This is a genomic window from Pseudomonas sp. GV047 (genome assembly GCF_003058245.1).
Lineage (GTDB): Bacteria > Pseudomonadota > Gammaproteobacteria > Pseudomonadales > Pseudomonadaceae > Aquipseudomonas > Aquipseudomonas marginalis.
Genome location: NZ_QCWA01000001.1, coordinates 684953 through 708245 on the forward strand (window position 1 = coordinate 684953; position 23293 = coordinate 708245).

Below are 23293 nucleotides of genomic sequence, written 5' to 3' on the forward strand. Positions count from 1 at the left end.
CAATGTGGGAGGGAGCAAGCTCGCTCCCACATTTAGGACCCCCGTTCGCCAGGTGGATCAGAAGCTGTACTTGGCCGTCAGCATCATGTTGCGTGGGGTGCCGTAGGCGTCGCCGCCATAGCTCACGGAGTTGGCGATGGTGGAGTAGTAGCGGCGGTCGAAGATGTTGTTGGCGTTGAGCTGCAGGTCGAGGTGGTCGTTGACCTTGTAGCCGGCCATCAGGTCGGTGACGGCGTAGGCGCCCTGTTGGAGGCGGTAGGTGCTGCCGTCAGCCAGCTTGACGTCATTGTACAGGCGGCTTTGCCAGGAGATGTTGCCGCCCACGCGCAGTTTCTCCAGCGGGCCCTGGAAGTTGTAGCGGGTGGTCAGCTTGAACAGGTGCTCCGGAACGTCCGTGTCGTACTGCTTGTTGACCTTCTGCGGGTTGGCTTCATCCTTGATGGTGTGGGTACGCGCGTAGGTGTAGCCACCGCCGACCTGCCAGTTCTCGGTCAGCGCGCCTTGCAGTTCGAAGTCGATCCCCTGGCTGCGAATCTCGCCGGAGGCCTCATAGCACTCCGTCTGTGGGCAGTTTTGCACGGTCACCTGGGTGGCGCGGTTTTCCTGGTCGACACGGAATAGCGCCACGCTCGCATTCAGCGCGCCACCCAGGTACTCGCCCTTGATGCCGACCTCGTAGTTCTTGCCGACAATCGGCTTGACCGGAGTGCCGGAGGTGTCCTTGGCGCTCTGCGGCGTGAAGATGTCGCTGTAGCTGACGTACACCGAGTGGTGATCGTCCAGCTCGTAGATCAGCCCCGCGTAGCGGGTGAGGTTGCGGGTGACGTGATAGTCGCCGTCGTTGCTGCCATGGGCATCGTAGTCATACCAGTCCAGGCGCCCGCCGAGGATCAGCTTCAACGGGTCCGCCAGGCTCAGGCGCGTGGTCACGTAGACACCGTCCTGGGTGGTGACCTCGCGATCGTTGGTGGTGTGGACGAAGTCCGGTTTGCCTGCGGTGAGGGGCCAGTTGGTGTTGTAGGGGCTGTAGTTGTGGGTGGTCATGTCGTAGATGCGTCGGCTGGCGCCCACCACCAGTTCATGGGTGCGCCCGAATGCCTGGAACGGGCCGCTGGCAAAGGCGTCGACGCCGGCCTGGTTTTCATCGTAGGCGGCCTGGTAGACCGTGCGCGCCAGGGTGTTGTTGACCCAGCGCGACTGGTAGGAGCCGGAAAACAACGCGTTCTGTTCAGCGTAGTTGGCGTTGACCTGAAGCTTCCAGTCATTGGCCAGGCGCTGGCGCAGTTCGGCGAAGACCGTGTTGATTTCCTGATCCTTGTTCTCCCAGTCGGTACCGGGATTGTAGGAGCGCGGCAGGTCCAGGTGATGGCCGTCCTGGCCGATCATCGACGAGCCCCAGAAGTAGTTGGTCTTGTCCTTCTGGTTCGAGAAGCCGAGGGTGAGGGTGGTGTCTTCGCTCAGGTCGGCCTCGGTGACGGCATAGAACAGGCCGTGATAGGACTCGGCGTTGTCGATGAAGCTGTTGGCGTCGCGGTAGGAGGTGACCACCCGGCCGCGCCAGGTGCCGCTGTCATTGAGCGGGCTGGAGGCGTCGAGCTCGCCACGGTAGTCATCCCAGCTGCCGGCGGCGCCGGTGAGGGTGACTTTCTGTTCGTCCAGCGGCCGCTTGCGGACCAGGTTGATGGCCGCCGACGGGTTGCCCGCACCGGTCACCAGGCCGGTGGCGCCACGCACGACCTCGACACGGTCGAACATCGCCAGGTTCGGCTGGGCGCCTACGGAAACGCCGTTGTAGCCGCTGGGAATGCCGTCGTACATCAGGTTGTCGATGTCGAAACCGCGTGAGGTGTAGGACTGCCGGCCCGGGCCGTTGGAATAATTGAGGAATAGCCCAGGCGTGGCATTGACCACGTCGTTGATGCTGGTCATCCCCTGGTCATCCATGCGCTGGCGTGTGATGACGGTGACGGCCTGCGGGGTTTCACGCAGGGTGAGGGGCAGTTTGGTCGCGGTTTTCATCGCGCCGGTGGTGTAGGACTGCGTACCCTCGGTGGTTTCGCCCAGTTGCTGCTCGCCGGAGATCTGGGTCGCACCCAGTTCCAAGGTGGTTGCCGGCGTTTCAGCGTCGGCGGCGAAGGCCGCGTGCGAAGTGGCGAGACACACCGCCAAAGCAATCAGACTGGGTGTAAAACCTTTACCGCCGTGTTGTTGCACAGACATGGAACGGACTCTCCCCTAAGTGCCGTCCTTGGCGAATAATAAATCTGTTGATAATTATTCGCATTAGTTTGGCAGATTAAACCTGTCGGAAAAAGCCTTTGGGGAGAATTAGTTAACGAATTTTTCACATCTGCAGGGCAGGCTTTTGGCCATTACCTGCCGTCGGCGAGTGCTTTTTTTGCGTGTTCAATCGCGCTTCGGAATCGCCATCCGACTCGTCGCCTTCACCTCGCGCAGCGCCAGGCTCGACTGGATCGACGCAATCCCCAGCTGCCGTCGCAGCACGCTTTCCACAAACTCGCTGTAGCTGTCCAGATCCTCCGCCAGCACCTGCAAGAGGTAATCCGCGTCGCCGGTGATCTTGTGGCACGCCAGCACCTGAGGAAGCTCCTTCACCACTGCTTCGAACGCATCCGGCGCGTGGTCGGTGTGGATCGCAAAACGCACATGCACAAACGCCATGATGTCCAGGCCGAGCAGCTTGCGATCGAGGTTGGCCTGGTAGTCCTTGATCACGCCTTCTTCCTCCAGGCGTTTGCGCCGACGCCAGCAGGGGGTAAGGCTCAGGGCCAGGCGCTCGCTCAGTTGGGCGTTGGAAATACTCGCGTCTTCCTGCAGCAGGGCGAGGATGGCGAGATCGGTGTCGTCCAGAACGACCTGTTTGGTTTTATTTTTCATATTTGGCTGTAACCAGGGTAAAAACACCCGATAAAGCTATCAGTGTAAGAAGTAAAAGCAAAGAAAGCCCTGCGCAGCCAGAACAAAATAGACCCTGTCTTTTTCTGGCGGATGTATCCAAATGCTGACTGTTTTTAGTGATGACCACCGTTTGCACCACGGCACCGAACTCAAGGACGGCGTGCTCAAGCCCTCATTCGAACAACCCAGCCGCGCCGACACCGTGCGTGACCGCGTCCGACACGTCGGGCTGGGCGATATCATCGTGCCGCGCCGCTTCGAGCGCGCCTGCTACGTCAACGCCCACAGCGAGCGCTACGTCAGCTTCCTCGAAACCGCCTGGGCCGAGTGGACCGCCATCGGCCGCCGCCATGACGCGCTGCCGCTGGTGTGGCCGGTACGCGACCTGGCCAATGAGCAGGTGCCGGATTTTATCGACGGCAAACTGGGCTTCTTTGCCATGGACGCCGGCTCGCCGATCACCGCCACCACCTGGCAGGCGGTCAAGACCAGCGCGGACATCGCGCTCACCGGCCTGGCGCTGATCGACGAAGGCCATCACAGCGCCTTCGCCCTGTGCCGCCCACCGGGGCACCACGCGGCCCGCGAATACATGGGCGGTTATTGCTACCTCAACAATGCCGCGATTGCCGCGCAACAGGCCATCACCCAAGGTGCCAGGCGCGTGGCGGTGCTGGATGTGGATTTCCACCACGGTAACGGCACGCAGAATATTTTCTACGACCGCGCGGATGTGCTGTTCATTTCCCTGCACGGCGACCCGTCGGTGTCCTATCCGTACTTTTCCGGCGCCGACAGCGAACGCGGCGCAGGTACGGGGGAGGGCTTCAACCTGAACTACCCCTTGCCGAAAAACACCACGTGGGACCATTACAAAACCGCGCTGAACCACGCCTGTCAGCAACTCAAACACTTCGCCCCCGAGGTGCTGGTGATCTCCCTCGGCGTCGACACCTTCAAGGACGACCCCATCAGCCACTTCCTCCTCGACAGCCAGGACTTCCTCAGCATGGGCGAGATCATCGCCGGGGTCGGCGTGCCGACGCTGTTCGTGATGGAAGGCGGCTACATGGTCGACGAGATCGGCATCAACGCCGTCAACGTCCTGCACGGCTTCGAAAGCAAGACTGCCTGACCTGATAACAACACTCGCTCGATTTTTTTTCTGCCAAAACTCAAAAACATAACAAGAGGTTTTGTGATGAAAACAACCACGTCCGGGCTGTGTGAAAAGCCTGCGTTGCAACGCACCCTGAGCAACCGCCACATCCAGCTGATGGCCATGGGCGGTGCGATCGGCACCGGCCTGTTCATGGGCTCCGGCAAGATCATCGCGTTGTCCGGCACCTCGATCATCCTGATCTACATGATCATCGGGCTGTTCGTGTACTTCGTGATGCGCGCCATGGGTGAGCTGCTGCTGTCCAACCTCAACTTCAAGAGCTTCGCCGACTTTGCCGGCGCGTACCTGGGCCCGCGTGCGGCGTTCTTTCTCGGCTGGTCGTACTGGCTGAGCTGGAGCGTGGCGGTGGTGGGGGACGCGGTGGTGGTCGGCGGGTTTTTCCAGTACTGGTTCCCGCATGTGCCGGCATGGATGCCGGCGGTGGGCATGCTGTTGACGCTGTTCGCGTTGAACGTGCTGACGGTCAGGCTGTTCGGCGAAGTGGAGTTCTGGTTCGCGATCATCAAGATCATCGCGGTGCTGACCCTGATCGGCGTGAGCGTGGTGCTGATTGCCAGCTCGTTTGTCTCGCCCACCGGGGTCACGGCCTCCGTGAGCCACTTGCTGGACAAACAGGCGGCGTTTCCCAATGGCCTGTTCGGTTTTTTCGCCGGCTTCCAGATGGCGATCTTTTCCTTTGCCGGCACCGAACTGATCGGCACCGCAGCCGCCGAAACCCGAGCACCGGAGAGGACCTTGCCCAAGGCGATCAACTCGATTCCGCTGCGCATCATCCTGTTCTACGTGTTGGCCCTGGCGTGCATCATCGCGGTCACTTCGTGGCAACAGGTGTCGCCGAGCAAGAGCCCGTTCGTGGAACTGTTCCTGGTGGCGGGCTTTCCAGCGGCGGCGGGGGTCGTCAATTTCGTGGTGCTGACCTCGGCGGCCTCGTCGGCCAACAGCGGGGTGTTCTCCGCCAGCCGCATGTTGTTCGGCCTGGCTGACCTGGGGGACGCCCCGGGTATCTTTGGACGCTTGTCGAAAAGCAGCGTGCCGTTTATCAGCCTGGCCTTCACCACCTTGCTGATGCTGCTGGGCCTGGTGTTGCTGTTTGTGGTGCCGGAGGTGATGACCGCCTTCACGATTGTGTCGACGGTGTCGGCGATCCTGGTGATTTTCACCTGGTCGACCATCCTCGGGTCCTACATTGCCTACCGCAAAAAACGCCCGGACCTGCACGCCAGATCCCTCTACAAGATGCCTGGCGGTGTGCCGATGGCCTGGTTTTCCCTGGCCTTCATGGCCTTCGTCCTCGGCCTGCTGGCGTTGAGGCCGGATACACGCCTGGCGCTGTACGTGATGCCGGCCTGGTTTATCTGGCTGGGCATTGCCTTTCAGTTTTCACGCTTCAAGGCGGCCGGTGTGGTCAATCCCGGTCATAGGTGATTCACGGGTTCCCTAGAACTCCATTCTCAGGCCGACCGTGCCCTGGCGGCCGTTGAAGGTGTTGCTGTCCAGGTTGCGGTTGTAGCCCACCTCGCCGTACAGGCTGATGCCCGTGGCCACCTTCAGCGTGGCGCCGGCGCTCAGGTCCAGGGTGGTGGACTTCTGCTCGGTGTCGATGGCTGTCACACCGTTGAAGGTGACGGTGTTCTGCCCGGCACTGGTGTGCCAGACATTCGCCCGTACGTAGGGTTGAAGCGGCATGCTGCGGACCTGATAGTCACCGCGCAGGCGCACCCCGAGGCGGCTGGTGACGTTAGTGTCGGCGTCATAGGAAACGTCGGAGATCCCGTCGTTTTGCTTATCCAGTCTGGTCTTGCCGACGATCAGTTGCGCCTGGGGTTCAACCACCCAGTTACCCATCCCGGCAAACGGCCAGCCGACTTCGGCGGACGCCGTGACATTGTGCCCCCGGGTGTCCATCTTCACGCCACGATCCGACTCGTTATTGCCGTCGAAGCGGGTGCCCATCAATACCAGGTCGAGGTAGGCCTGGTTGGCGCCGATCAGCGTCCAGTAGACCCCCAGGCTGTCCCCGCGCAAGGTGGTCTTGCCGGCGTCCTTGTCCTGCCAGCCGCCGTTGAAGCCCTTGATGTTGCCTTTGAGGGTGCTGTGGCCGACGAAGAACCCGCTGCGTTGGGTCAGGCCATTGTCGTAGGTGCTGGCGTACAGGTCGGTACCCACCTGGAAGCCGGTCACCGAACTGTCGAGCGACGGGCTGACCGTCCCGGTAAAGCTCTGGCGCGTGCTGTTGCCGTAGGTCCGCCCCCAGCCCGAAGTGAACGGGCCGGTGTGCAACTGCTGGCTTTGGTCGCCCATGCGTTGGTGAAAGGTGCCGAGCATGCCCTGCACGAGTTGCTGTGCGGCGGGAAACAACGCAGCGTAGATCGGCACTTCCGGACGATAAATAGGGATCGGTTCGGTCCCGGGATTGGGCGGCAGCGGTGGTTCACCGGGAACCGGGGTGGGTAACGGCACGATAATCACCGGGCCAGGCGGCACCACGGGGATCGTCGAGCGCAGGTAGTAGTTCTCCGCCGTACCGGCCGTGACACCGCCTTTGAACAGGTAGTAGTCGAACGCGCCGGCAGGTACCGGGCCCGCCAGTGTAAATGCGCTGCCACTGCCAGACGCGCCGTTGAGGGCCTGCACCACCTGGATGCCGTCCTGCAGGGTGGCCGCGCCCGCGCCGCCGAGGTTGGTGACGCTGATGGCGGTGGTACCGGCGAGGGTGCCCTGGTTGATGATCAGTTTGTCGCTGGGGGAATCATCCGCGCCCAGGGCGCTTTGCAGTAAAAGCCGTCCATTGTCGCCGGTGTAATTGCCATTGATGGTCAAGGTGTCGCTGGTGCGGGTGTTGCCGGTGGTCATGTTGAGGGTGCCGCTGTTGGTGACGTTCACCCGTTGGCCGGCCGTAAACGGGTCGATCACCCCGGTGCCGATCAACAGTTCACTGGTCCCGTCGATGCTCAGGCTGCCCGTGCCGGTGTCGCTGTCACCCAGTTTCAGCGTTCCGCCCAGGATCAGCTGCGACTGGTTGTCCAGCCGAATGCTCTCCCAGTTGGAAAACAGGCCCGGATCGCCTGCCTTGGTATTGTCCAGTGTGAGCGTGTCGACACCCAGGCCAGCGTCGATCAACTGCGCCGCGGCCAGTTGGGTATTGACCAGGTTTTGCAGCACCGCCGTGTCGTCACCGGCGCCCAGCAGTACGAACGAATGCAGGTTGCCACCGGTCCATTCGAAGTGATCGTCGCCAAAGCTGAGGAGTATCTGGCCGTTGACGTCACCACCGGACACCGCCACGTGATCGTTGCCCCCGCTGACACTGATATTGCCGCCGACGAAGGCCGTGCCCGAGATCAGGATGGTGTCGTCGCCGAAGCCGGTTACCAGGTTGGCGATGATGCTTCCACCCGACATATCGAACAGGTTGTTGTCGAGTTTCATGTCGACTCGGCCAATGCGGCCGCCGCTCATCTTGGCCCGGTCGCCATCCTCGAAAGCACCGTCGATGATGCCGCCGCTCATGTTGAAGTCGTCCAGCCCATCGCCCTGGGCCAGTGACGCAATCCTGCCGCCGCTCTGGGCGTAGCTGTCGACGCCTGCGCCCTGGCTGACGGCGCCGGCCTGGCCGCCGCTGATCTGCGCCACATCCGCGCCCGAGCCCTGGCTGACGCTGCCGGTGATGTTGCCCAGGTTGAGCCGGAAAATATTACTGCCATCGCCCTGGTTGAGGTTGCCATCAATCCCGGCACTGGGCCCGTTCACATCCACCAGATCGTTGCCGGCGCCATAGGTGACATTCCCGGTAATCCGCCCCGTGGCGCTGAGGTTCAGGGTGTTATTGCCGGCACTGTCGGTAAAGCCTGGTGCCGTGCCGCTGTCGCAGGAAGAGAGGTCGTCGCCGGCGGTGTTGCTGATGGTGCACGCCCCGTAAGAGGCGCTCGGCAGTGTCGCCAGGGCAATCAGGTACAACAGGGTCGGAGTCCGTGAGCGCATGATCCATCCTCGTGCGAGGGGAAAGTTGCCCCGGCACCGGCAAAGGCCGGTGCAGGCCAGACCATGACAACGTGACACGCGATACGGAGCAGGGAGTGCGGGTTACCTGTTCGAAAACACCGGCCAATGCAAGGAGTTGGCATGGCTTTCTCGACTGCACCTCAACGGGTGCAGCGCTGTTTGCACCCTAGCCATACATCGTGCAGGGCGCTACTGTCAGAGTTGACAGGTATAGACGAGCTGCCGGTCTTACGAAAACACAATCTCGTAAGGCTCGCGCATACGCTCCAGCAGCACCTGGGCCAATATCGGCGCCAGGCCGATCTGCGGGTCGCCCGCCAACTGGCTGGCATACGCATGGACGGCGTGGAGTTTGCGCGCCACGGTCCAGGTGTCCAGGCGTACCTTGCGCGCCCGCTGCCAGGGGATCGTCGCACCCTCGCGGGCGGGGCAGTGCCAGGCCCAGATCGGCAGTTCATAGAGCTGCGCGCCCACCAGCCTGCAGGCGTTGGCGCTGGCACGGCCGACGGCCTCATGGTCGTCATTGCCGTCGTTGCGCCAGGTGGAAAACACCACATCGCCCGGTTGCAGGTAGCGCGCGATAAATTGGCTCAGTTGCGGTTCGCGGGCGGCGAGGGCGTTGTCGCAGAAACCGCCGCGAATCCACTTCAGGCTGTGCAAGGGCATGCCCAGGCGGCGCAGCGCCTCGGCGCTTTCCTGGGGCCGCACCACACTCAGGCGGCTGGCCGGCCACACGTGGGACCCCGGGTGGCTGGCACTGCCGTCCGTGATGGAGATCATTTGCAGGGGGTGTTCCAGGGTGCTGAGCAATTGCAGTAGACCGCCGCAGGCCACCACCTCGTCGCCGGGATGTGGCGCGATGATCACCACGCGCGCGCCAGCGGGCACCAGGGAGGTGGTAGAGATAGGCGGGATTTGCGCCAGCTGCGGTGCGCTGTTCCAGATTTGCGCGGGGCCGCGACGGCCTTCACTGAGGGAGGCAGGCTTCATGGGCGTTACGTCCTTGTCGATTGATGCTGGGTCGTGCCCCGTTGACGGGACGACTCTATTTATTCACCACAGACTCCGCCGTGGTGCACGCGTGGTAATCCAACCCTGAATTACCAGCAAGGCGTCATCAGCATAGACAAGGATTGGTCGCTTTTACATTTTGCAATGTCGTTTTTTTCAAGACGCGCACATCAGGCTCTTCAAATAATCGCCGAACCCGCCCTGGGCACGGGCCTCCAGGCGCGCGCTGGTGATGACTTGCGGGGCGTGGCTCCAGGCGATGGACGCCCCGCAGCGCTCGAGGTCGCGCACCAATTGCACATCTTCGTGACAGGGCAGCGGTTCGAACCCTCCGGCCCGCACATAGGCCCCGGCACTGATGCCCAGGTTGGCGCCATGGATATGCCGGTGGCCGTCACGGGCGTGGTACGCCGCCTGGTAACGGATCTGCGCCGCCGGGTCGAACCCTTCGCTCCAGGCGTCGACGGTCACGGTGCCGCACACCGCGTCGGCGCCCAGTGCTAACTGGGCCACCAGCCAATCGGGGGCCACGCGGCTGTCGGCGTCGGTGCATGAGATCCAGCGCGCACCCTGGTTGAGCAGGTGTCGCGCACCCACCCCGCGCACATGGCCCACATTGCGTGCCTGCACCTCCAGGCGCTGCACCGGGAACCCCTCGGCAATCGCCGCACTGGCATCGCTGCAACTGTCGAGCAGCACCAGGATCTGCACCGCTTCACCCAGCAGGCCTGGATGACGGGCAGCCACCAATGCGGCCTCCAGACACTCGCCGAGCAGCGCCTCTTCGTTATGTACCGGGATCAGAATACCGATCATCGCAGGCCCTCAAGGGTGGCAACCGAAGTGCCGTCACGGCTCCACAGGTCGAGTAGAAAGTCGGGTTCGTGGTGGGTGGCGACCAGGGGCATCCCCAGCCGCTCATGGAGCAGGGCATGCACCTGTTCGGCGGTCTGCGGGCACCCGTCGATCGTCGGGCGCCAGTGGCAGGCCAACACCTGGCCGCTGGCGGTGAGGCTGCCGAGGGCGCGATCGATCAAGCGGCACAGGTCATCGCGGTCGAGGTAGTAGCACAGCTCGCTCAAGACGATCAGATCGAATTCGCCGGTCGGCCATTGCGCGGGCAGGCGGCTCTGCTCCACCCGGGCATGGGCAAAGCCCAGCAAGCGGCTGCGTGCCAGGGCGACGGCGGCCGAGGCGGTGTCGCAACACAAAAGGTGATCACAGCGCGGGGCCAGCTCGAAGCTCAATTCGCCATTGGCGCAACCGGGCTCGAACACCGAGGCATAGCGCGGCCGGGTCAGGAGTGCCAGGGTCAGCGCCCGTTTGCGACGCTCGTACCAGCGTTGGCGAAAGGCCCAGGGGTCGTCGTTACCGGCAAACAGTTGATCGAAATACGGTGTCGCCACACTCATACGAATACCACTTCAAAAGGTTGTAGCAGACGTTCCACCACATAGGGCGCCAGCACCGGCGGCAGGCCGATCTGCGGGTCACCCTCCAGCTGGCTGGCGAACGCATGGATGGCGTGGCGCTTGCGCGCGACGGCTTCACAGCTCAGGGGGATTTTGCGGGCACGGTGCCAGGGCACCAGGCTGTTCTCGGGAGACGCCCAGTGCCAGGTCCACACCGGCAGCTCATAAAGGGTCGCACCCACCGCGTGCGCCGCCCTGGCGCTCGCTCGACCCACGGCCTCATGGTCGCAATGGCCGTCTTCGCGCCAGGTGGTAAACACCACATCCGTGGGTTTGAGGTGGCGCTGGATAAAGGCGCTGAGCTGCTCTTCCCGCGCCGCGACCTGGCTGTCGCTGAAGCCGGCCCGCAACCATTTCAGGCTGTGCAACGGCACACCCAGGCGATGCAGGGCCTGGGCCGACTCCTGGGGGCGCACCACGCTCAAGCGCTCCACCGACCAGTGGGTGGAGCCGGGGTGACTGGCGCTGCCATCGGTGACCGAAATCAATTGAATGGGCCGGCCCAGTTCGGCCAAGCCTTGCAACAGGCCGCCACAGCCCAGCACTTCGTCATCCGGGTGCGGGGCGATGACCACCGCGCGGTGGCCCTCGGGCACCAATTGTTCGACGCTGATCTGCGGCAGTTCGGCCATCAGCGGCGAGTCCTGCCAGCGCTGCAGGGGCGTGCCCTGGCCGACGATCGGGTTGGGTTTCATAACTGCCACCTCCCTGTGGGTTCCCCGGCGACCAGTTCGCCGAGGCCGGCCAGGTCGCGTTCGGCATGGCTCTGGCGGACATACACCGGCAGGTCCGCCATCAACTGGGCGAAGTGCGGATCCTTGCAGTACGGACCCGCGCCCACGGCTCTGCCCACATGGCGCATGACCTGCTCGACGGTGTCCTCGATGCACGCGCGCACCTGCTGGGCCAGGTGCCGGGCATTGGCCCTGGGGTAGCGATCGATCTGTTCCGCGCTGGCCCGCAGCACACAGGCCGCGCTGTTCAAGGCGCTGTCGACCGCGCCCAGGTGGGCGAGGGCGTGGGGCTCCGAGCGCTTGCTGCAGTGATCGCGCAACACTTCGGCCAGGCGTTGTGCGGCACCGTACCAGCAGGCGGCGATACCGATGCCGCCTTGCCAGAACCCGGGGCGCGCGAGGTAGTCGCCGGGGCCGCCCACGGCAAGGCCATGGGCGCCGTCAAAGACGACCTCGACGCTGCCGGTGGCGGCCATGCCCACGGCATTCCAACCGTCGTGGGTGACCGTGATGCCCGGTTGATCCATCTGCACCGCGACCAATTGCTGGCCGCCTTGTTCATCCCACGCCGTCAACAAACCATGGCTGAGCACCGCCGCCCCGGAACACCAGGCTTTACGCCCGTCCAGACGCAGGCGATGACCCTCGCAGCGCACCTGCACCTTGGCATTCGGCGGTTCTGCGGCCCACATGCCCCACAGACTGCCCAAAGGCGGCGCCGGGCTGCGCAGCTCTGCAATGATCGCCAACGCATCGGTGTGGCCTTCGAACAGCTTGCACAAGCGCAGGTCATGGCCAGCCACCTGCGCCAGGCGACTGAACCGCCCGAGGGTGTCGCCGCTGCCAGGCAGCGGCAACTGATCGAGGCCTTCCTCCTGAAGTGCCCTCAAGGCCTTGGCCAGGGCCTGCGTGTCCGCATAGCCCTGGAAGCCTTGAAGGAATCCATGCAGTGCCATGTCACACCTCGTCGTCACGCTGCAGTTCGAACAGCAGCAGCGAGCGGCCGGTCACGCCGTACTCGTGGTCGAACTCGAAGCGTTCCTGGCCACGTACCGCCGGCTCGTTGGTGTCGAGCATGCAGGTCCAGAACTCACCCTCCGGCACCGGCGGCAGGCGGAAATTGACCACGTCGTGGTGGGCGTTCACCACCAGCAACAAGGTGGCGTCGGCACCGGCGCGGCGAATCCCGGTTTCCTGGGCGCGGCCATCCATCAGCATGCCCAGGCAACGGCCGTGGCTGTCTTCCCATTGCTCGGTGGTCATCTCGGTGCCGGCCGGCGACAGCCAGGTGACGTCCTTGACGCCGATGTCCTCGTTGTAGTCGCCCACCAGGAAGCGCCCACGACGCAGGATCGGGTAGGCCAGGCGCAGCTTGATCAGGCGCTTGACGAACTTGAGCAACGCCTTGCCGTCCTCGTCCAGGTCCCAGTTGACCCAGCCGATCTCGCTGTCCTGGCAGTAGGCATTGTTGTTGCCGTGCTGGGTCCGCGCGAACTCGTCACCGGCCACGATCATCGGCGTGCCCTGGGCCAGCAGCAGCGTGGCGAAGAAGTTGCGCATCTGGCGCAGGCGCAGTGCGTTGATTTCCGGGTCGTCGGTGGGGCCCTCGACGCCGTGGTTCCAGGACAGGTTGTTATTGCTGCCGTCCTGGTTGTTTTCGTCGTTGGCTTCGTTGTGCTTGTCGTTGTACGACACCAGGTCATGCAGGGTGAAACCGTCATGGGCGGTGATGAAGTTCACCGAACTGTACGGGCGGCGGCCACGGTGGTTGAACATCTCGCCCGAGGCGGTCATGCGCCCGGCGAAGTCCGCCAGTTGGCCGTCATCGCCTTTCCAGAACGCGCGAACGGTGTCGCGGAAACGGTCGTTCCATTCAACCCAGCCGGGCGGGAAGTTGCCCACCTGGTAGCCACCGGGGCCGCAGTCCCAGGGCTCGGCAATCAGTTTGAGCTGGCGCAGCACCGGGTCCTGGCGGCAGGCCACGAGGAAGCTGTGGCGTTCATCGAAGCCATCGCGGTAGCGGCCGAGGATGGTCGCCAGGTCGAAGCGGAAGCCGTCGACGTGCATCTCGTTGGCCCAGTAACGCAGGGAGTCGGTGACCATCTGCAGTACGCACGGGTGGCTCAGGTCCAGGGTGTTGCCGGTGCCGGAGTCGTTGATGTAGAAGCGCTTGTCATCGGGCATCAGCCGGTAGTACGAGGCGTTGTCGATGCCGCGCATGGACAGGGTCGGGCCGCGTTCGTTGCCTTCGGCGGTGTGGTTGTAGACCACGTCGAGGATCACTTCCAGCTTCTGCTCGTGCAGGTGCGCGACCATCTCCTTGAACTCGGCGATCTTGCCGCTGGCCAGGTAGCGCGGGTCGGGGGCGAAGAAGGCAATGCTGTTGTAGCCCCAGTAGTTGGTCATGCCTTTTTCCAGCAGGTGCTGGTCGTTGACGAAGGCGTGCACCGGCAGCAATTCCACCGACGAGATACCCAACTGGCGGATGTGCTTGAGCACATCATCTTCCATCAACCCGGCACAGGTACCGCGCACGTCTTCGCCCACCGAAGGGTGGCGCATGCTGATGCCGCGCAGGTGGGTTTCGTAGATGATCGTACGGTCCCACGGCACCCGCACCGGCTGGTCGTTGCCCCAGGTGTGCGCCGGGTCGATGACCTTGCACTTGGGCACGAAGGGCGCACTGTCACGCTCGTCGAAACTGAGGTCGTCGTCCGGGTGGCCGATGGTGTAGCCGAACAGCGCTTCGGACCATTTGAGTTCGCCCACCAGTTGCTTGGCGTAGGGGTCGATCAGCAATTTGTGGTGGTTGAAGCGATGACCATTGGCCGGATCATACGGCCCGTACACGCGGTAGCCGTAGATCAGCCCAGGGTGGGCGTCGGGCAAGTAACCGTGGAAAATTTCGTCGGTGTATTCGGGCAATTCGATGCGCTCGAGTTCCACTTCGCCGGTGTCGTCGAACAGGCATAGTTCGACTTTCTCGGCGTTGGCCGAGAACAGCGCAAAGTTGACACCCAGGCCATCCCAGGTCGCGCCGAGGGGGAAGGGCAAACCTTCACGAATCCGCGACGGCTCGCTGCCCGGCGTCGAAGGGGTCTTATGGGGTTTGCTCATTGAGTTGCTCCTGCAAGGCTGTTTTTTCGGGCCGAACGCGGCCGTGCTGACGAGTTTTCAGCGGATGATAAGAAGAGTGAAATCACCTTTTGCCGACCGCGCCGGCAAAAGGTCGATGGCGCCGTGCGCGTTAAGCCTTGGGCTTTTTCGGCGCGGGGGGCTTCTTGGCCGCCGGCGGCGCCGGCTTGCTCGCGGCTGGCTTGGCTTTCGCCGCAGGCTTGGGGGCGGTCTTGGGCTTGGCGGCGGGCTTGGGTTTGCTCGGCGTCAGCGCTTCGGCTTCGGCCAGCTTGCGCGCCATCTCCCAGTGGCGCGCGTCTTCCCCGTGGGGTTTGCCTTCAGACTCCCAGATCTGATGCGCCAGTTCGCGTATGCGTTTGTCTTCAGTACTCATCACAATGCTCCTCACAGAAAATTTTCAGCTTTCTTGATCATCAGGATTGATAAAGACATTGACCGGGAAATCCCCCAGGGCAGTGCTGATCAACAGCTCCTTGTCTGGTGTGACTGCGCCTGTATGAAAAAGTCCCTTCCAGTTTTGCGTTGGTGCGGCGAACGGTAATTTCACCCGTGTATCGCCCCAAACCTGCGCATTGATCTGGGGATGCACACCGTTTTCAAGCAGTTCATGGGACCAGCGTGGCACCACTACCAGCACGCGTTTGCCCTGGTGTTCGCGGCAGAATGCGACCACCCGCCCGGCGTGTTGGCCGACCACTTCCAACGCTGTATAGCGGCCGCTGCGGAACACCTGCGGATGGGCCTTGCGCAAGGCCAGTACCTGGGCAATCAAGGTTTGCTTGATACGCCCGTCACGCCAGTTGAACAACAGTTCGCCGATATCCGGCGGGGTATTGAGTGCCTGTTGCCGCGCGGTGAAATCCACCGGGCGACGGTTGTCCGGGTCCACCAGGCTGAAGTCCCAGAACTCATCGCCCTGGTACAGGTCCGGCACACCCGGCACGGTAAGGCGAAGCAAGGTTTGCGCCAGCCCATTCAGTGCGCCGGCGGGGGCGATGGCCTGGGCGGCGTTATTGATCGCACTGCGCAGGGGCCGACCTTCCTCCGTGAGCAGCAGGCGGGTGAGAAAAGCCTCGACACCCTGTTCATAGGCCTCATTGGGCGCACTCCAGCTGCTCTGCAACTTGGCTTCGCGCAGGGCTTTTTGTTGCCACTGCCACAGGCGCTGGTGATAGCCTTCGAAGTCCTCGGCCTGGTCCAGCGGCCAACTGCCCAGCAATACCTGGTACAGGATCAGTTCATCGCCGGCCGACGGTGTGGTCGCGTCGTCGCGCAACGGCGCCGCCAGGGTGCGCCAATGCTCCACTTGCTCGACATACCACGGCGCGCACTCGCTGAGCACGGCCAGGCGCGCCCGGGTGTCTTCGCCGCGCTTGTGGTCATGGGTAGCGGTGGCCAGCAGGTTGTCGGGGAAGGCCTGCAAGCGCTGTTGGTTGATGGCATGAAACTCGGCTAACGGCGCGCTGAACTGCTCGGTACTGAAGCCCACATCGTTGCGCGACAGCAGCACGGCCGAGCGATAGAACGCGGTGTCTTCCACGGCCTTGGCCGCTGCCGGCGAGGTCAGTTGCTGGAAGCGCACACAGGCATGCTTGAGCATCTTGCGCTCGCGGCCCACCGGGCGATTGCGCCAGGGTTGGCCGCCGAGCCAATTTTCCAGATGCTCGAGCACCGGCCAGTCGCCCTCGCCAAGGGTCGTGCGGGCGCCGTCCATGGCCTGCTGGAACACCTTGTCGTCATCTGCGCTGCGACCGCGAGCACTGATATAGGTGCGGTACACCGGGAAGTGCACGATCAGTTCCTGCAGCGCGCGGCGGATTGCGCCGAGGGTCAGGTCGCGGGTCATCACGTCGTCGCGGGCCACTTGCAACAGGGCCTGGGCCACGCTTTCAAAGTCGCCGCCCAGGGAGCCGTTGAGGATTTGCTGGCGGGCCAGCCGCGCCTCTTCGATAAACGCCGAGGGACGTTCGCTGTGACGCGTCCATAAGTCCGCCAGCGGCGCAAAGCCCTCGGGATGGTGTTGCAGCAGCGACAGTTGGTTCATGAATTCGTAGCCGGTGGTGCCGTCCACTTGCCAGTCTTCGCGAAGGGTTTCCCCCTCGCCGAGGATTTTTTCGACGAAGATCGGCAAGTGCCGTTCGGGCGACAGCGTATCCACCCGACGGCGCAGCTTGCGGCAGTAACCGCGCGGGTCGGCCAGGCCGTCGATGTGGTCGATGCGCAGACCATCCACCAGGCCTTCGCTGATCAATTCGAAGATCTTGCCGTGGGTGGCTTCGAACACTGCGGTGCGCTCCACGCGCAGCCCGCCCAGTTCGTTGACGTCGAAGAAGCGCCGCCAGTTGATATCGTCCGCCGCCGTGCGCCAGCTGGCCAGGCGGTAGGCCTGTTGCTCGAGCAACTGGTGCAGGCGCTTAAAGCCCTCGGGCGTGCGTCCGTCGAACTCGGTCAGCCGGCGTTCGATAAGCTCGAGGACTTCGGTGGCGCGCTCGGCCAATGCCTGCTTGAGCCAGGCGGCTTCGGCGTAGGCGTCATCCTGATAGGCCAGGGCGCTGAAGCGGTCGGCCAGGGGTTTGAGCAGCTCGTCGGTGCCGAGGATCGCCGCGTAATCCCGTGGGCAGATCGGGAAGCGGTGTTCGTAATGCTCAACATGAAACGCGCCGTGGGCGGCATCGAAATGCAGCGTCAGCGTGCCGCTCTGCAAGGCTTCGCCGTAGTCGCTGCCGAGAAAGGGCATGAGCAATTGGCCCTTGAGCAGCGGGTCGGGGGAGTGCCACTGGATATCGAAGAATTCGCTGTAGGGACTCAGCCGGCCCCATTCCAAAAGGTCCAGCCACCAAGGGTTGTCAGCGCCGCCCACGGCCATATGATTGGAGACGATATCGAGGATCAGCCCCATATCGTGCTCGCGCAGGGCCGCGACCAACCGGCGCAAGGCGGCTTCGCCACCCAGCTCGGGATTGACGCTGGTGGGGTCGACCACATCGTAGCCGTGCATCGAGCCGGCGCGGGCACTCAGCAGTGGCGAGGCATATAGATGGCTGATGCCGAGCTGGGCGAAGTACGGCACCAGTGGCACAGCATCGTCCAGGGTAAAACCTTTGTGGAATTGCAGGCGCTGGGTAGCGCGCAGGGGCAGGGCTTTCATCGGTCACGCTCGTAGGCTTGGTTGCGCGCGACGGCCAGCAGTTCAAGGCGGCGCGCGGCACCGGCGTTGTCGAGCAGGCTGGAGGCCTCGCCCGGCAGACGGCGGCGCCAATTGGGGTGGGTGTCGGTGGTGCCGGGCAGGTTGGCCTGTTCTTCCAGGCCCAGGGCATCTTCCAGCGGCAACAGCACCAGCGGCGCACGGGTGTGGCCGAGGTAGCGCACGCTGGCGTCGATCATATGGTCGGTTTCATTGCGGATCTCATCGACGAAGTTCTGCGGGTCCTGGCTCAAGGCCTGGCGCAGCGCCTGGCGTTCACGCAGGCGGTGCTCGCTCCATTGCTCCACGGTGGGCGCATCGATCAGGCCCAACTGGACGTTCCAGTCGATATCGCGGCTGTGCCACCAACCGTTGAGGGTCGGCAAGTCGTGGGTGCTGGTGGTGGCCAGGGCGTTGTCCGGCCAGTCGAGGATCGGCTTGAACTGGCCATCGTGGCCCTGTTCGAACAACAGCACGCGCATGCCGAGGATCGAGCGGGCGATGAGTTTTTCGCGCAGCCCATCGGGCACTGTGCCGAGGTCTTCACCGAGCACGATCGCCTGGTGGCGGTGGGATTCCAGCGCCAGCAGGCGCAACAGGTCGTCCACCGGGTAATACAGGTAAGCGCCCTCACGCGGCGAGGCGTCCATGGGGATCACCCACAGGCGTTGCAGGCCCATTACATGGTCGATGCGCAAGCCGCCGGCATGGGCGAAGTTGGCCCGCAGCATCTCGATAAACGCGCGGAAACCGTTGCGCTTGAGACCTTCGGGCGAGAACGCGGAAATGCCCCAGCCCTGGCCGGCACGGTTCAGGATGTCGGGTGGCGCGCCCACGGTCAGGTCGGCCAGCAACTCATCCTGGCGGCTCCAGGCCTGGCTGCCACCGCCGTCGGCACCGACGGCCAGGTCAGCGATCAAGCCGACGCCCATGCCGCTGCCTTTGGCGGCTTGTTGGGCGCGCTCCAGGCAACGGGCGATCAGCCATTGGCCAAAGGCGTAGAAGCCGATCTCGGCGTGGTGCTCTTCGGCGAACGCAACCAGCGCAGGGCTTTGCGGCGAGCGCCACTCTTCAGGCCAGTGGCGCCAGTCAAGGTCCTCGCCTGCAGCGGCGCGCACTGCCTGCACGGCTTCGAAGCGACAATGGTTTTCCAGCGCCTCGCCACCGGCCTGGCGAAAGCTCAGGAAGTCGGCATGCTGCGGGTGATGGCCGTGACGGAAGTCTTCATACAGAACGCGCAACAGCCGCTGTTTGGCTCGCGCAGCGGCCGGCCAGTCGATCAGGCTGTGCTGTTCCAGCGCGCGCAGCTCTTCTTCCAGGCCAAGGGCTTCAATCGCATTGCGCACCTCACGTTCGCCGAGAATGCAGGCGGGCGAGGCATACAGGCTGTTGAGGAACAGGCGGCTGGACGGCGAGTACGGGCTGTAGCGCTCGGTATCGGCGCTGAACATCGCGTGCATCGGGCTGATCGCCAGGGCATCGGCGCCGCGTTCGGCGGCGGAACGGACCAGGTGTTCCAGGGCCAGGGTGTCGCCGAAACCGCCATCGCCCAGGCGGCGCAGTGAATACAGCTGGGCGCTCAGGCCCCAGGCGCGGGCGGGGCGGTTGTCCACCGCTTCGGCCACGCTGTAGCAATGGGTGGGCGCGACCGCCAGGGTAAAGCTCTGGTTGTCGATCTGCACCTGGTGGTAGCCCAGGGCGATAACCCCGGGAAGCACGGCATCGCCGTCGAGGCGCAGTTCCAGGCTTTCGCCGTCTTCGAGGTTGACCCGGCACAGGGTGTCGGGTTCGAAGTAGCGCGCCAGGTCGAGGCCTTCGCCGCTGTCGACGGTCATCAGGGGCGGCAGGTGCTTGCCTTGTTGCACCCGCTCCAATTCAAGCAGGCTGGCGTTGATGTCGGCATCGTTGTCGGCCGGGTGGCCCAGGCCTTTGAGAACCGCGCGCAGGGCGTCGGGTGTCACTCGTTGCGGGCGGCCGTTTGCGTCGATCCAATCGACGGCCAGGCCCGCGCGGCTGGCGAGGATTTCCAGGTTCGCTTCGCTCAAGGGTGCTCTCCAACAGGGGATAAAGTGACGCGGGCGCTGAAGGGCGGCAGTTGCGCACCTTGCAGGGCCGGCGTTTCGAACAGGACCGGCGCGGTGGCCGGGTGATCCAGCGGCGTGGCGCTCAGGTTCAGGTCGATCTGCAACAGGCTGCCGTTGCCCAGGCGCCAGCGCGCACTGACGGCGGCGTAGGCCAGCACCTGCGCGCCCAATGCCACGGCGCCAGGCAGGTGCGGCACGATATGGCGATGGCGCAGGCCCAGCAGTTGGCGGTAGAGCTCGGCGTGTGGGGTGTCGGCGATCACCGGGGCCGATTGCGCGAATGTCGACAGTGCGTTGGGATCCGGGATGCGTTCACGGCGCTCGGGGTCATGGAACGCGGCGAAGTCGGCAAATTCATTGCGTCGGCCTTCGCGTACCGCTTCAGCCAGTTCACCGTGGTGGTCGGTAAAAAACAGGAACGGCTCGCTCGCGTTCGCCTCATCCCCCATGAACATCAGCGGAATCATCGGCGACAACAGCAGCAGGACGGTTGCAGCCTTGAGCGCCTGGGGCGAGCAGAGCTGGTGCAGGCGCTCGCCCAGGGCGCGGTTGCCTATCTGGTCGTGGTTCTGCAGGAACGCGACGAAGGCCGTGGGCGGCAAGTCAGCGCTCGGTTCGCCGCGCTCGTGGCCATGGCGGGTGGTGTGGCCCTGGTAGATAAACCCTTCGCCCAGGCAACGGGCGAGTTTGGTGGTGGGATCCTGGGCAAAGTCGCTGTAATAGGCATCGGTCTCGCCGGTCAGCAACACGTGCAGCACGTTATGGAAGTCATCATTCCATTGCGCGTCGAAATCCTCCTTGAGCAGGCTGGCCTGGTTCAGCTCGTTTTCCAGCACCAGCCACACCTGCCGACCGGTATCCACCTGCTGGCGTACCCGATGCGCGAGTTCCTGGAGGAAACCGGGGTTGTCGATGGCGTGCACCGCGTCCAGGCGCAGGCCGTCGAAGCGGTACTCAAGCAGCCACATCAGCGCGTTATCGAGGAAGAAATTCCGCACCTCACGGCGCTCGAAGTCGATCCCGGCGCCCCATGGGGTGTGCACGTCTTCCTGGAAGAAGCCCTTGGCATACTGGCCCAGGTAATTGCCGTCAGGGCCGAAGTGGTTGTAGACCACGTCGAGAATCACGGCGAGGCCGTGTTCGTGGGCGCTGTCGACCAGGTGCTTGAGTTGCTCGGGCGAGCCGTAGGAAGACTGCGGTGCGTAGGGCAGTACACCGTCGTAACCCCAATTGCGCTCACCGGGAAATTGCGCCAGTGGCATCAATTCAATCGCGGTGACGCCCAGCTCGGCCAGGCGTGGCAGGTGCTTTTCGACTTCGGCGTAGCCCCCCATCGCGCCGACGTGCAATTCGTAGATCACGGCTTCGTGCCAGGGGCGGCCTTGCCAGTTGGCGTGACGCCAGGTGTAGGCGAGCGGGTCGACCACCAGGCTCCAGCCATGCACGTCCGAGGCCTGGGCCCGGGACGCGGGGTCGGGAACGTCCATTTCCCCATCGATGTTGTAGCGATAGCGCGTGCCCGCCGGGCATTTCACTTCAGTCTCGAACCAGCCATCTGCCTGGGGCAGCATGGCGATGGATTTACCGTTTTCCAATTCAACGCTGACATAAAACGCGTCTGGCGCCCACAAGGCAAAACGCGTGTGTTGCGCGTCCAGCATGATTGCGCCGTGGGGCCAGGTTTCCAAAGTCCGTAACGGCATCTATGAAGACCTCCCTTGATTATTTAGTCGATTTCCCCAAGGCCTTGGCCACCAGTTGTTCATACAGCTCGGCGTAGGGTTCCACCGCCTGGCACCAGTTGAAGGGTTGGGTCATGGCGCGGCTGCGCATGGCGTTGAGCAGGCCTTTATTGGCGAAGACCCGGAACGCGCGGCTCAGGGCTTCTTCGTAGCTTTCTACGGTGGATTCATTGAATAGGAAGCCGGTGACGCCATTCTCGATGGTGTCCGCCAGCCCGCCGGTGTTGCGAGCCACGGGCAGTGAGCCGAAGCGCTGGGCATACATCTGGCTCAGGCCGCAGGGTTCGTAGCGCGATGGCATCAGCAGGAAGTCGCTGCCGGCGAACATGCGCCGCGCGTCGGTCTCGTTGAAGCCGATGCGCACACCGACCTGGCCCGGGAAGCGCAGCGCCAGTTCACGCATGGCCTGTTCTTCTTCCGGCTCGCCGCGCCCGATAATGGCGATCTGCCCGCCGTTCTCGACGATAAAGCTCGCCACCGCTTCGGTGAGGTCGAGGCCTTTCTGGTAGACCAGGCGCGAGACCACCGCGAACAGTGGGCCGGTGGAATCATGCAGGCCGAACAGCTCGCGCACGTGGTCGGCGTTGATGGCCTTGCCTTCCCAGTCACCGATATTGAAGTTGTGGGTCAGGTGCGTGTCGGTGGAGGTTTCCCAACTTTCATCGATACCGTTGGGGATGCCACTGAGCAGGCCCTGCTGGGTCTTGGCGGCGAGGAAACCGTCGAGGCCGCAGCCGAATTCCGGGGTGGTGATTTCCTGGGCGTAGGTCGCACTCACGGTGGTGATGTGGCTGGAATACGCCATGCCCGCCTTGAGGAACGACATCTTGCCGTAGAACTCCATGCCTTCCTGCTGCAAGGCGTGAGGCGGGATACCCAGCTCCGGCGTCGAGGCCAGGCTGACCACGCCTTGATAGGCGAGGTTATGGATGGTGAACAGTGTGGGTGTACGTGACCCACGCCAGTGCATATAGGCGGGGGCCAGGCCGGCGGGCCAGTCATGGGCGTGCACCAGGTCCGGGCACCAGTGGATCTGGGCCAGGTTGGCGGCCATGTCGGCGGCGGCCAGGCCCAGGCGGGCGAAGCGAATATGGTTGTCCGGCCAGTCGCGGCCGTTGTTGGCGCCGTAGGGCGTGCCTTCGCGCTCGTAGAGCTCGGGGCAGATCAGCACATAGATGACCAGGCCGTCCTTGAGGTCCATGCGCCCGATCTTGCACGGCGGCAGCGCGGCGTGGCCACCCAGCTCACCGATGATATGGATCGGGTTGTCGCTTTCCATCACCTGCGGGTAACCGGGGATCAGGACGCGCACATCATGCAAGTGGGCCATGGCGCGGGGCAGGGCCGCGGACACGTCGCCCAGGCCACCGGTTTTCACCAGGTCGGCGAACTCGGAGGTGACGAACAATACCTTCTTGCGATTGGGATTATTACTCACGATCGGCCGCACAGTGTTGGGCAGGTCGGCCAGTGACGTTGGCCCCTCTGCCGCCTTACTAAAACGCTCTCCCTGAGTATCTACAGCGGCACTGATCATAGTTCTCTCCCAATGTTGGTTGGCTAATGGCCCGCTGCCACTAGCTCCGAAGACCGCATCCTGCGGCCAGGCGCACAAGCGCTATACAAGCTGGCAAGGCTTATGCCAGTTGCACGGTCGGCTTAAATAGATTGGATGGACGGGCATCGGGTGTGAACCGCGTGCACTCGCCCTACCTTAAAACTGGACCTACGGCAGAGTTCGAAAGTTTAGATTTTTTGCGGGGTTTTTGTTTTGGAAGGGACCCATCGGTCATCAGTCTAGGACAGATTCCAGAGCCTGTAGGGTTT

Annotated in this window: 16 protein-coding genes; 2 read left to right on the forward strand and 14 right to left on the reverse strand. The window is 63.6% G+C overall.

Translation table 11 applies throughout. The features are described 5' to 3' along the window. Nucleotides 1-57 precede the first annotated feature (57 nt). Complete coding sequence (locus C8K58_RS03185; RefSeq protein WP_092357038.1) at nucleotides 58-2220, reverse strand: TonB-dependent siderophore receptor; 2163 nt, start codon at nucleotides 2218-2220, stop codon at nucleotides 58-60. Nucleotides 2221-2406: 186 nt separating this feature from the next. Then, nucleotides 2407-2898, reverse strand: a complete 492-nt coding sequence (locus tag C8K58_RS03190; RefSeq protein ID WP_027606753.1) for an Lrp/AsnC family transcriptional regulator — start codon at nucleotides 2896-2898, stop codon at nucleotides 2407-2409. Nucleotides 2899-3019: 121 nt separating this feature from the next. Between C8K58_RS03190 and C8K58_RS03195 the strand changes: the two genes are divergently transcribed. Next, the gene (locus C8K58_RS03195) at nucleotides 3020-4054 is read left to right on the forward strand and encodes a histone deacetylase family protein (RefSeq protein WP_027606752.1); all 1035 of its coding nucleotides are present in this window, start codon (nucleotides 3020-3022) and stop codon (nucleotides 4052-4054) included. Nucleotides 4055-4120: 66 nt separating this feature from the next. Beyond that, the gene (locus tag C8K58_RS03200; protein WP_092357041.1) at nucleotides 4121-5527 is read left to right on the forward strand and encodes an amino acid permease; all 1407 of its coding nucleotides are present in this window, start codon (nucleotides 4121-4123) and stop codon (nucleotides 5525-5527) included. 12 nt (nucleotides 5528-5539) lie between these two features. Here C8K58_RS03200 and C8K58_RS03205 read toward each other — a convergent pair whose 3' ends face one another. From C8K58_RS03205 to glgA, 12 genes are all read right to left on the reverse strand, one after another. Further along, a complete protein-coding gene (locus tag C8K58_RS03205) occupies nucleotides 5540-8083 on the reverse strand; it encodes an autotransporter outer membrane beta-barrel domain-containing protein (RefSeq protein ID WP_108572986.1) in 2544 nt (847 codons plus the stop codon). A 249-nt stretch (nucleotides 8084-8332) separates the two neighbouring features. Further along, nucleotides 8333-9094 carry a PIG-L deacetylase family protein gene (locus C8K58_RS03210; RefSeq protein WP_027606749.1) on the reverse strand — a complete coding sequence of 254 codons (762 nt, stop codon included), beginning with the start codon at nucleotides 9092-9094 and terminating at the stop codon, nucleotides 8333-8335. Nucleotides 9095-9271: 177 nt separating this feature from the next. Next, nucleotides 9272-9931, reverse strand: a complete 660-nt coding sequence (locus C8K58_RS03215) for a glycosyltransferase family 2 protein (RefSeq protein WP_108572988.1) — start codon at nucleotides 9929-9931, stop codon at nucleotides 9272-9274. After that, nucleotides 9928-10527: an SAM-dependent methyltransferase gene (locus C8K58_RS03220; RefSeq protein WP_092484874.1), complete on the reverse strand. Its 600-nt coding sequence runs from the start codon at nucleotides 10525-10527 to the stop codon at nucleotides 9928-9930. The genes C8K58_RS03215 and C8K58_RS03220 overlap by 4 nt, the downstream gene beginning before the upstream one ends. After that, complete coding sequence (locus C8K58_RS03225) at nucleotides 10524-11282, reverse strand: PIG-L deacetylase family protein (protein WP_108572990.1); 759 nt, start codon at nucleotides 11280-11282, stop codon at nucleotides 10524-10526. The genes C8K58_RS03220 and C8K58_RS03225 overlap by 4 nt, the downstream gene beginning before the upstream one ends. Continuing rightward, a complete protein-coding gene (locus tag C8K58_RS03230; protein WP_108572992.1) occupies nucleotides 11279-12277 on the reverse strand; it encodes an acyl-CoA dehydrogenase family protein in 999 nt (332 codons plus the stop codon). Before C8K58_RS03230 ends, C8K58_RS03225 begins: the two co-directional genes overlap by 4 nt. Before the next feature lies 1 nt (nucleotide 12278). Beyond that, nucleotides 12279-14438, reverse strand: a complete 2160-nt coding sequence (gene glgX / locus C8K58_RS03235) for a glycogen debranching protein GlgX (RefSeq protein ID WP_098479386.1) — start codon at nucleotides 14436-14438, stop codon at nucleotides 12279-12281. Nucleotides 14439-14568: 130 nt separating this feature from the next. Continuing rightward, the gene (locus tag C8K58_RS03240) at nucleotides 14569-14829 is read right to left on the reverse strand and encodes a DUF2934 domain-containing protein (RefSeq protein WP_027606743.1); all 261 of its coding nucleotides are present in this window, start codon (nucleotides 14827-14829) and stop codon (nucleotides 14569-14571) included. A 24-nt stretch (nucleotides 14830-14853) separates the two neighbouring features. Then, complete coding sequence (locus C8K58_RS03245; RefSeq protein WP_108572994.1) at nucleotides 14854-17604, reverse strand: malto-oligosyltrehalose synthase; 2751 nt, start codon at nucleotides 17602-17604, stop codon at nucleotides 14854-14856. Next, complete coding sequence (malQ, locus tag C8K58_RS03250; RefSeq protein WP_108572996.1) at nucleotides 17601-19685, reverse strand: 4-alpha-glucanotransferase; 2085 nt, start codon at nucleotides 19683-19685, stop codon at nucleotides 17601-17603. Before malQ ends, C8K58_RS03245 begins: the two co-directional genes overlap by 4 nt. After that, nucleotides 19682-21427, reverse strand: a complete 1746-nt coding sequence (gene treZ, locus C8K58_RS03255) for a malto-oligosyltrehalose trehalohydrolase (protein ID WP_108572998.1) — start codon at nucleotides 21425-21427, stop codon at nucleotides 19682-19684. Before treZ ends, malQ begins: the two co-directional genes overlap by 4 nt. Nucleotides 21428-21446: 19 nt before the next feature. Beyond that, nucleotides 21447-23003 (reverse strand): glycogen synthase GlgA, encoded by a 1557-nt coding sequence (gene glgA, locus C8K58_RS03260; RefSeq protein ID WP_074846904.1) that lies wholly within the window; start codon nucleotides 23001-23003, stop codon nucleotides 21447-21449. Nucleotides 23004-23293 lie beyond the last annotated feature (290 nt).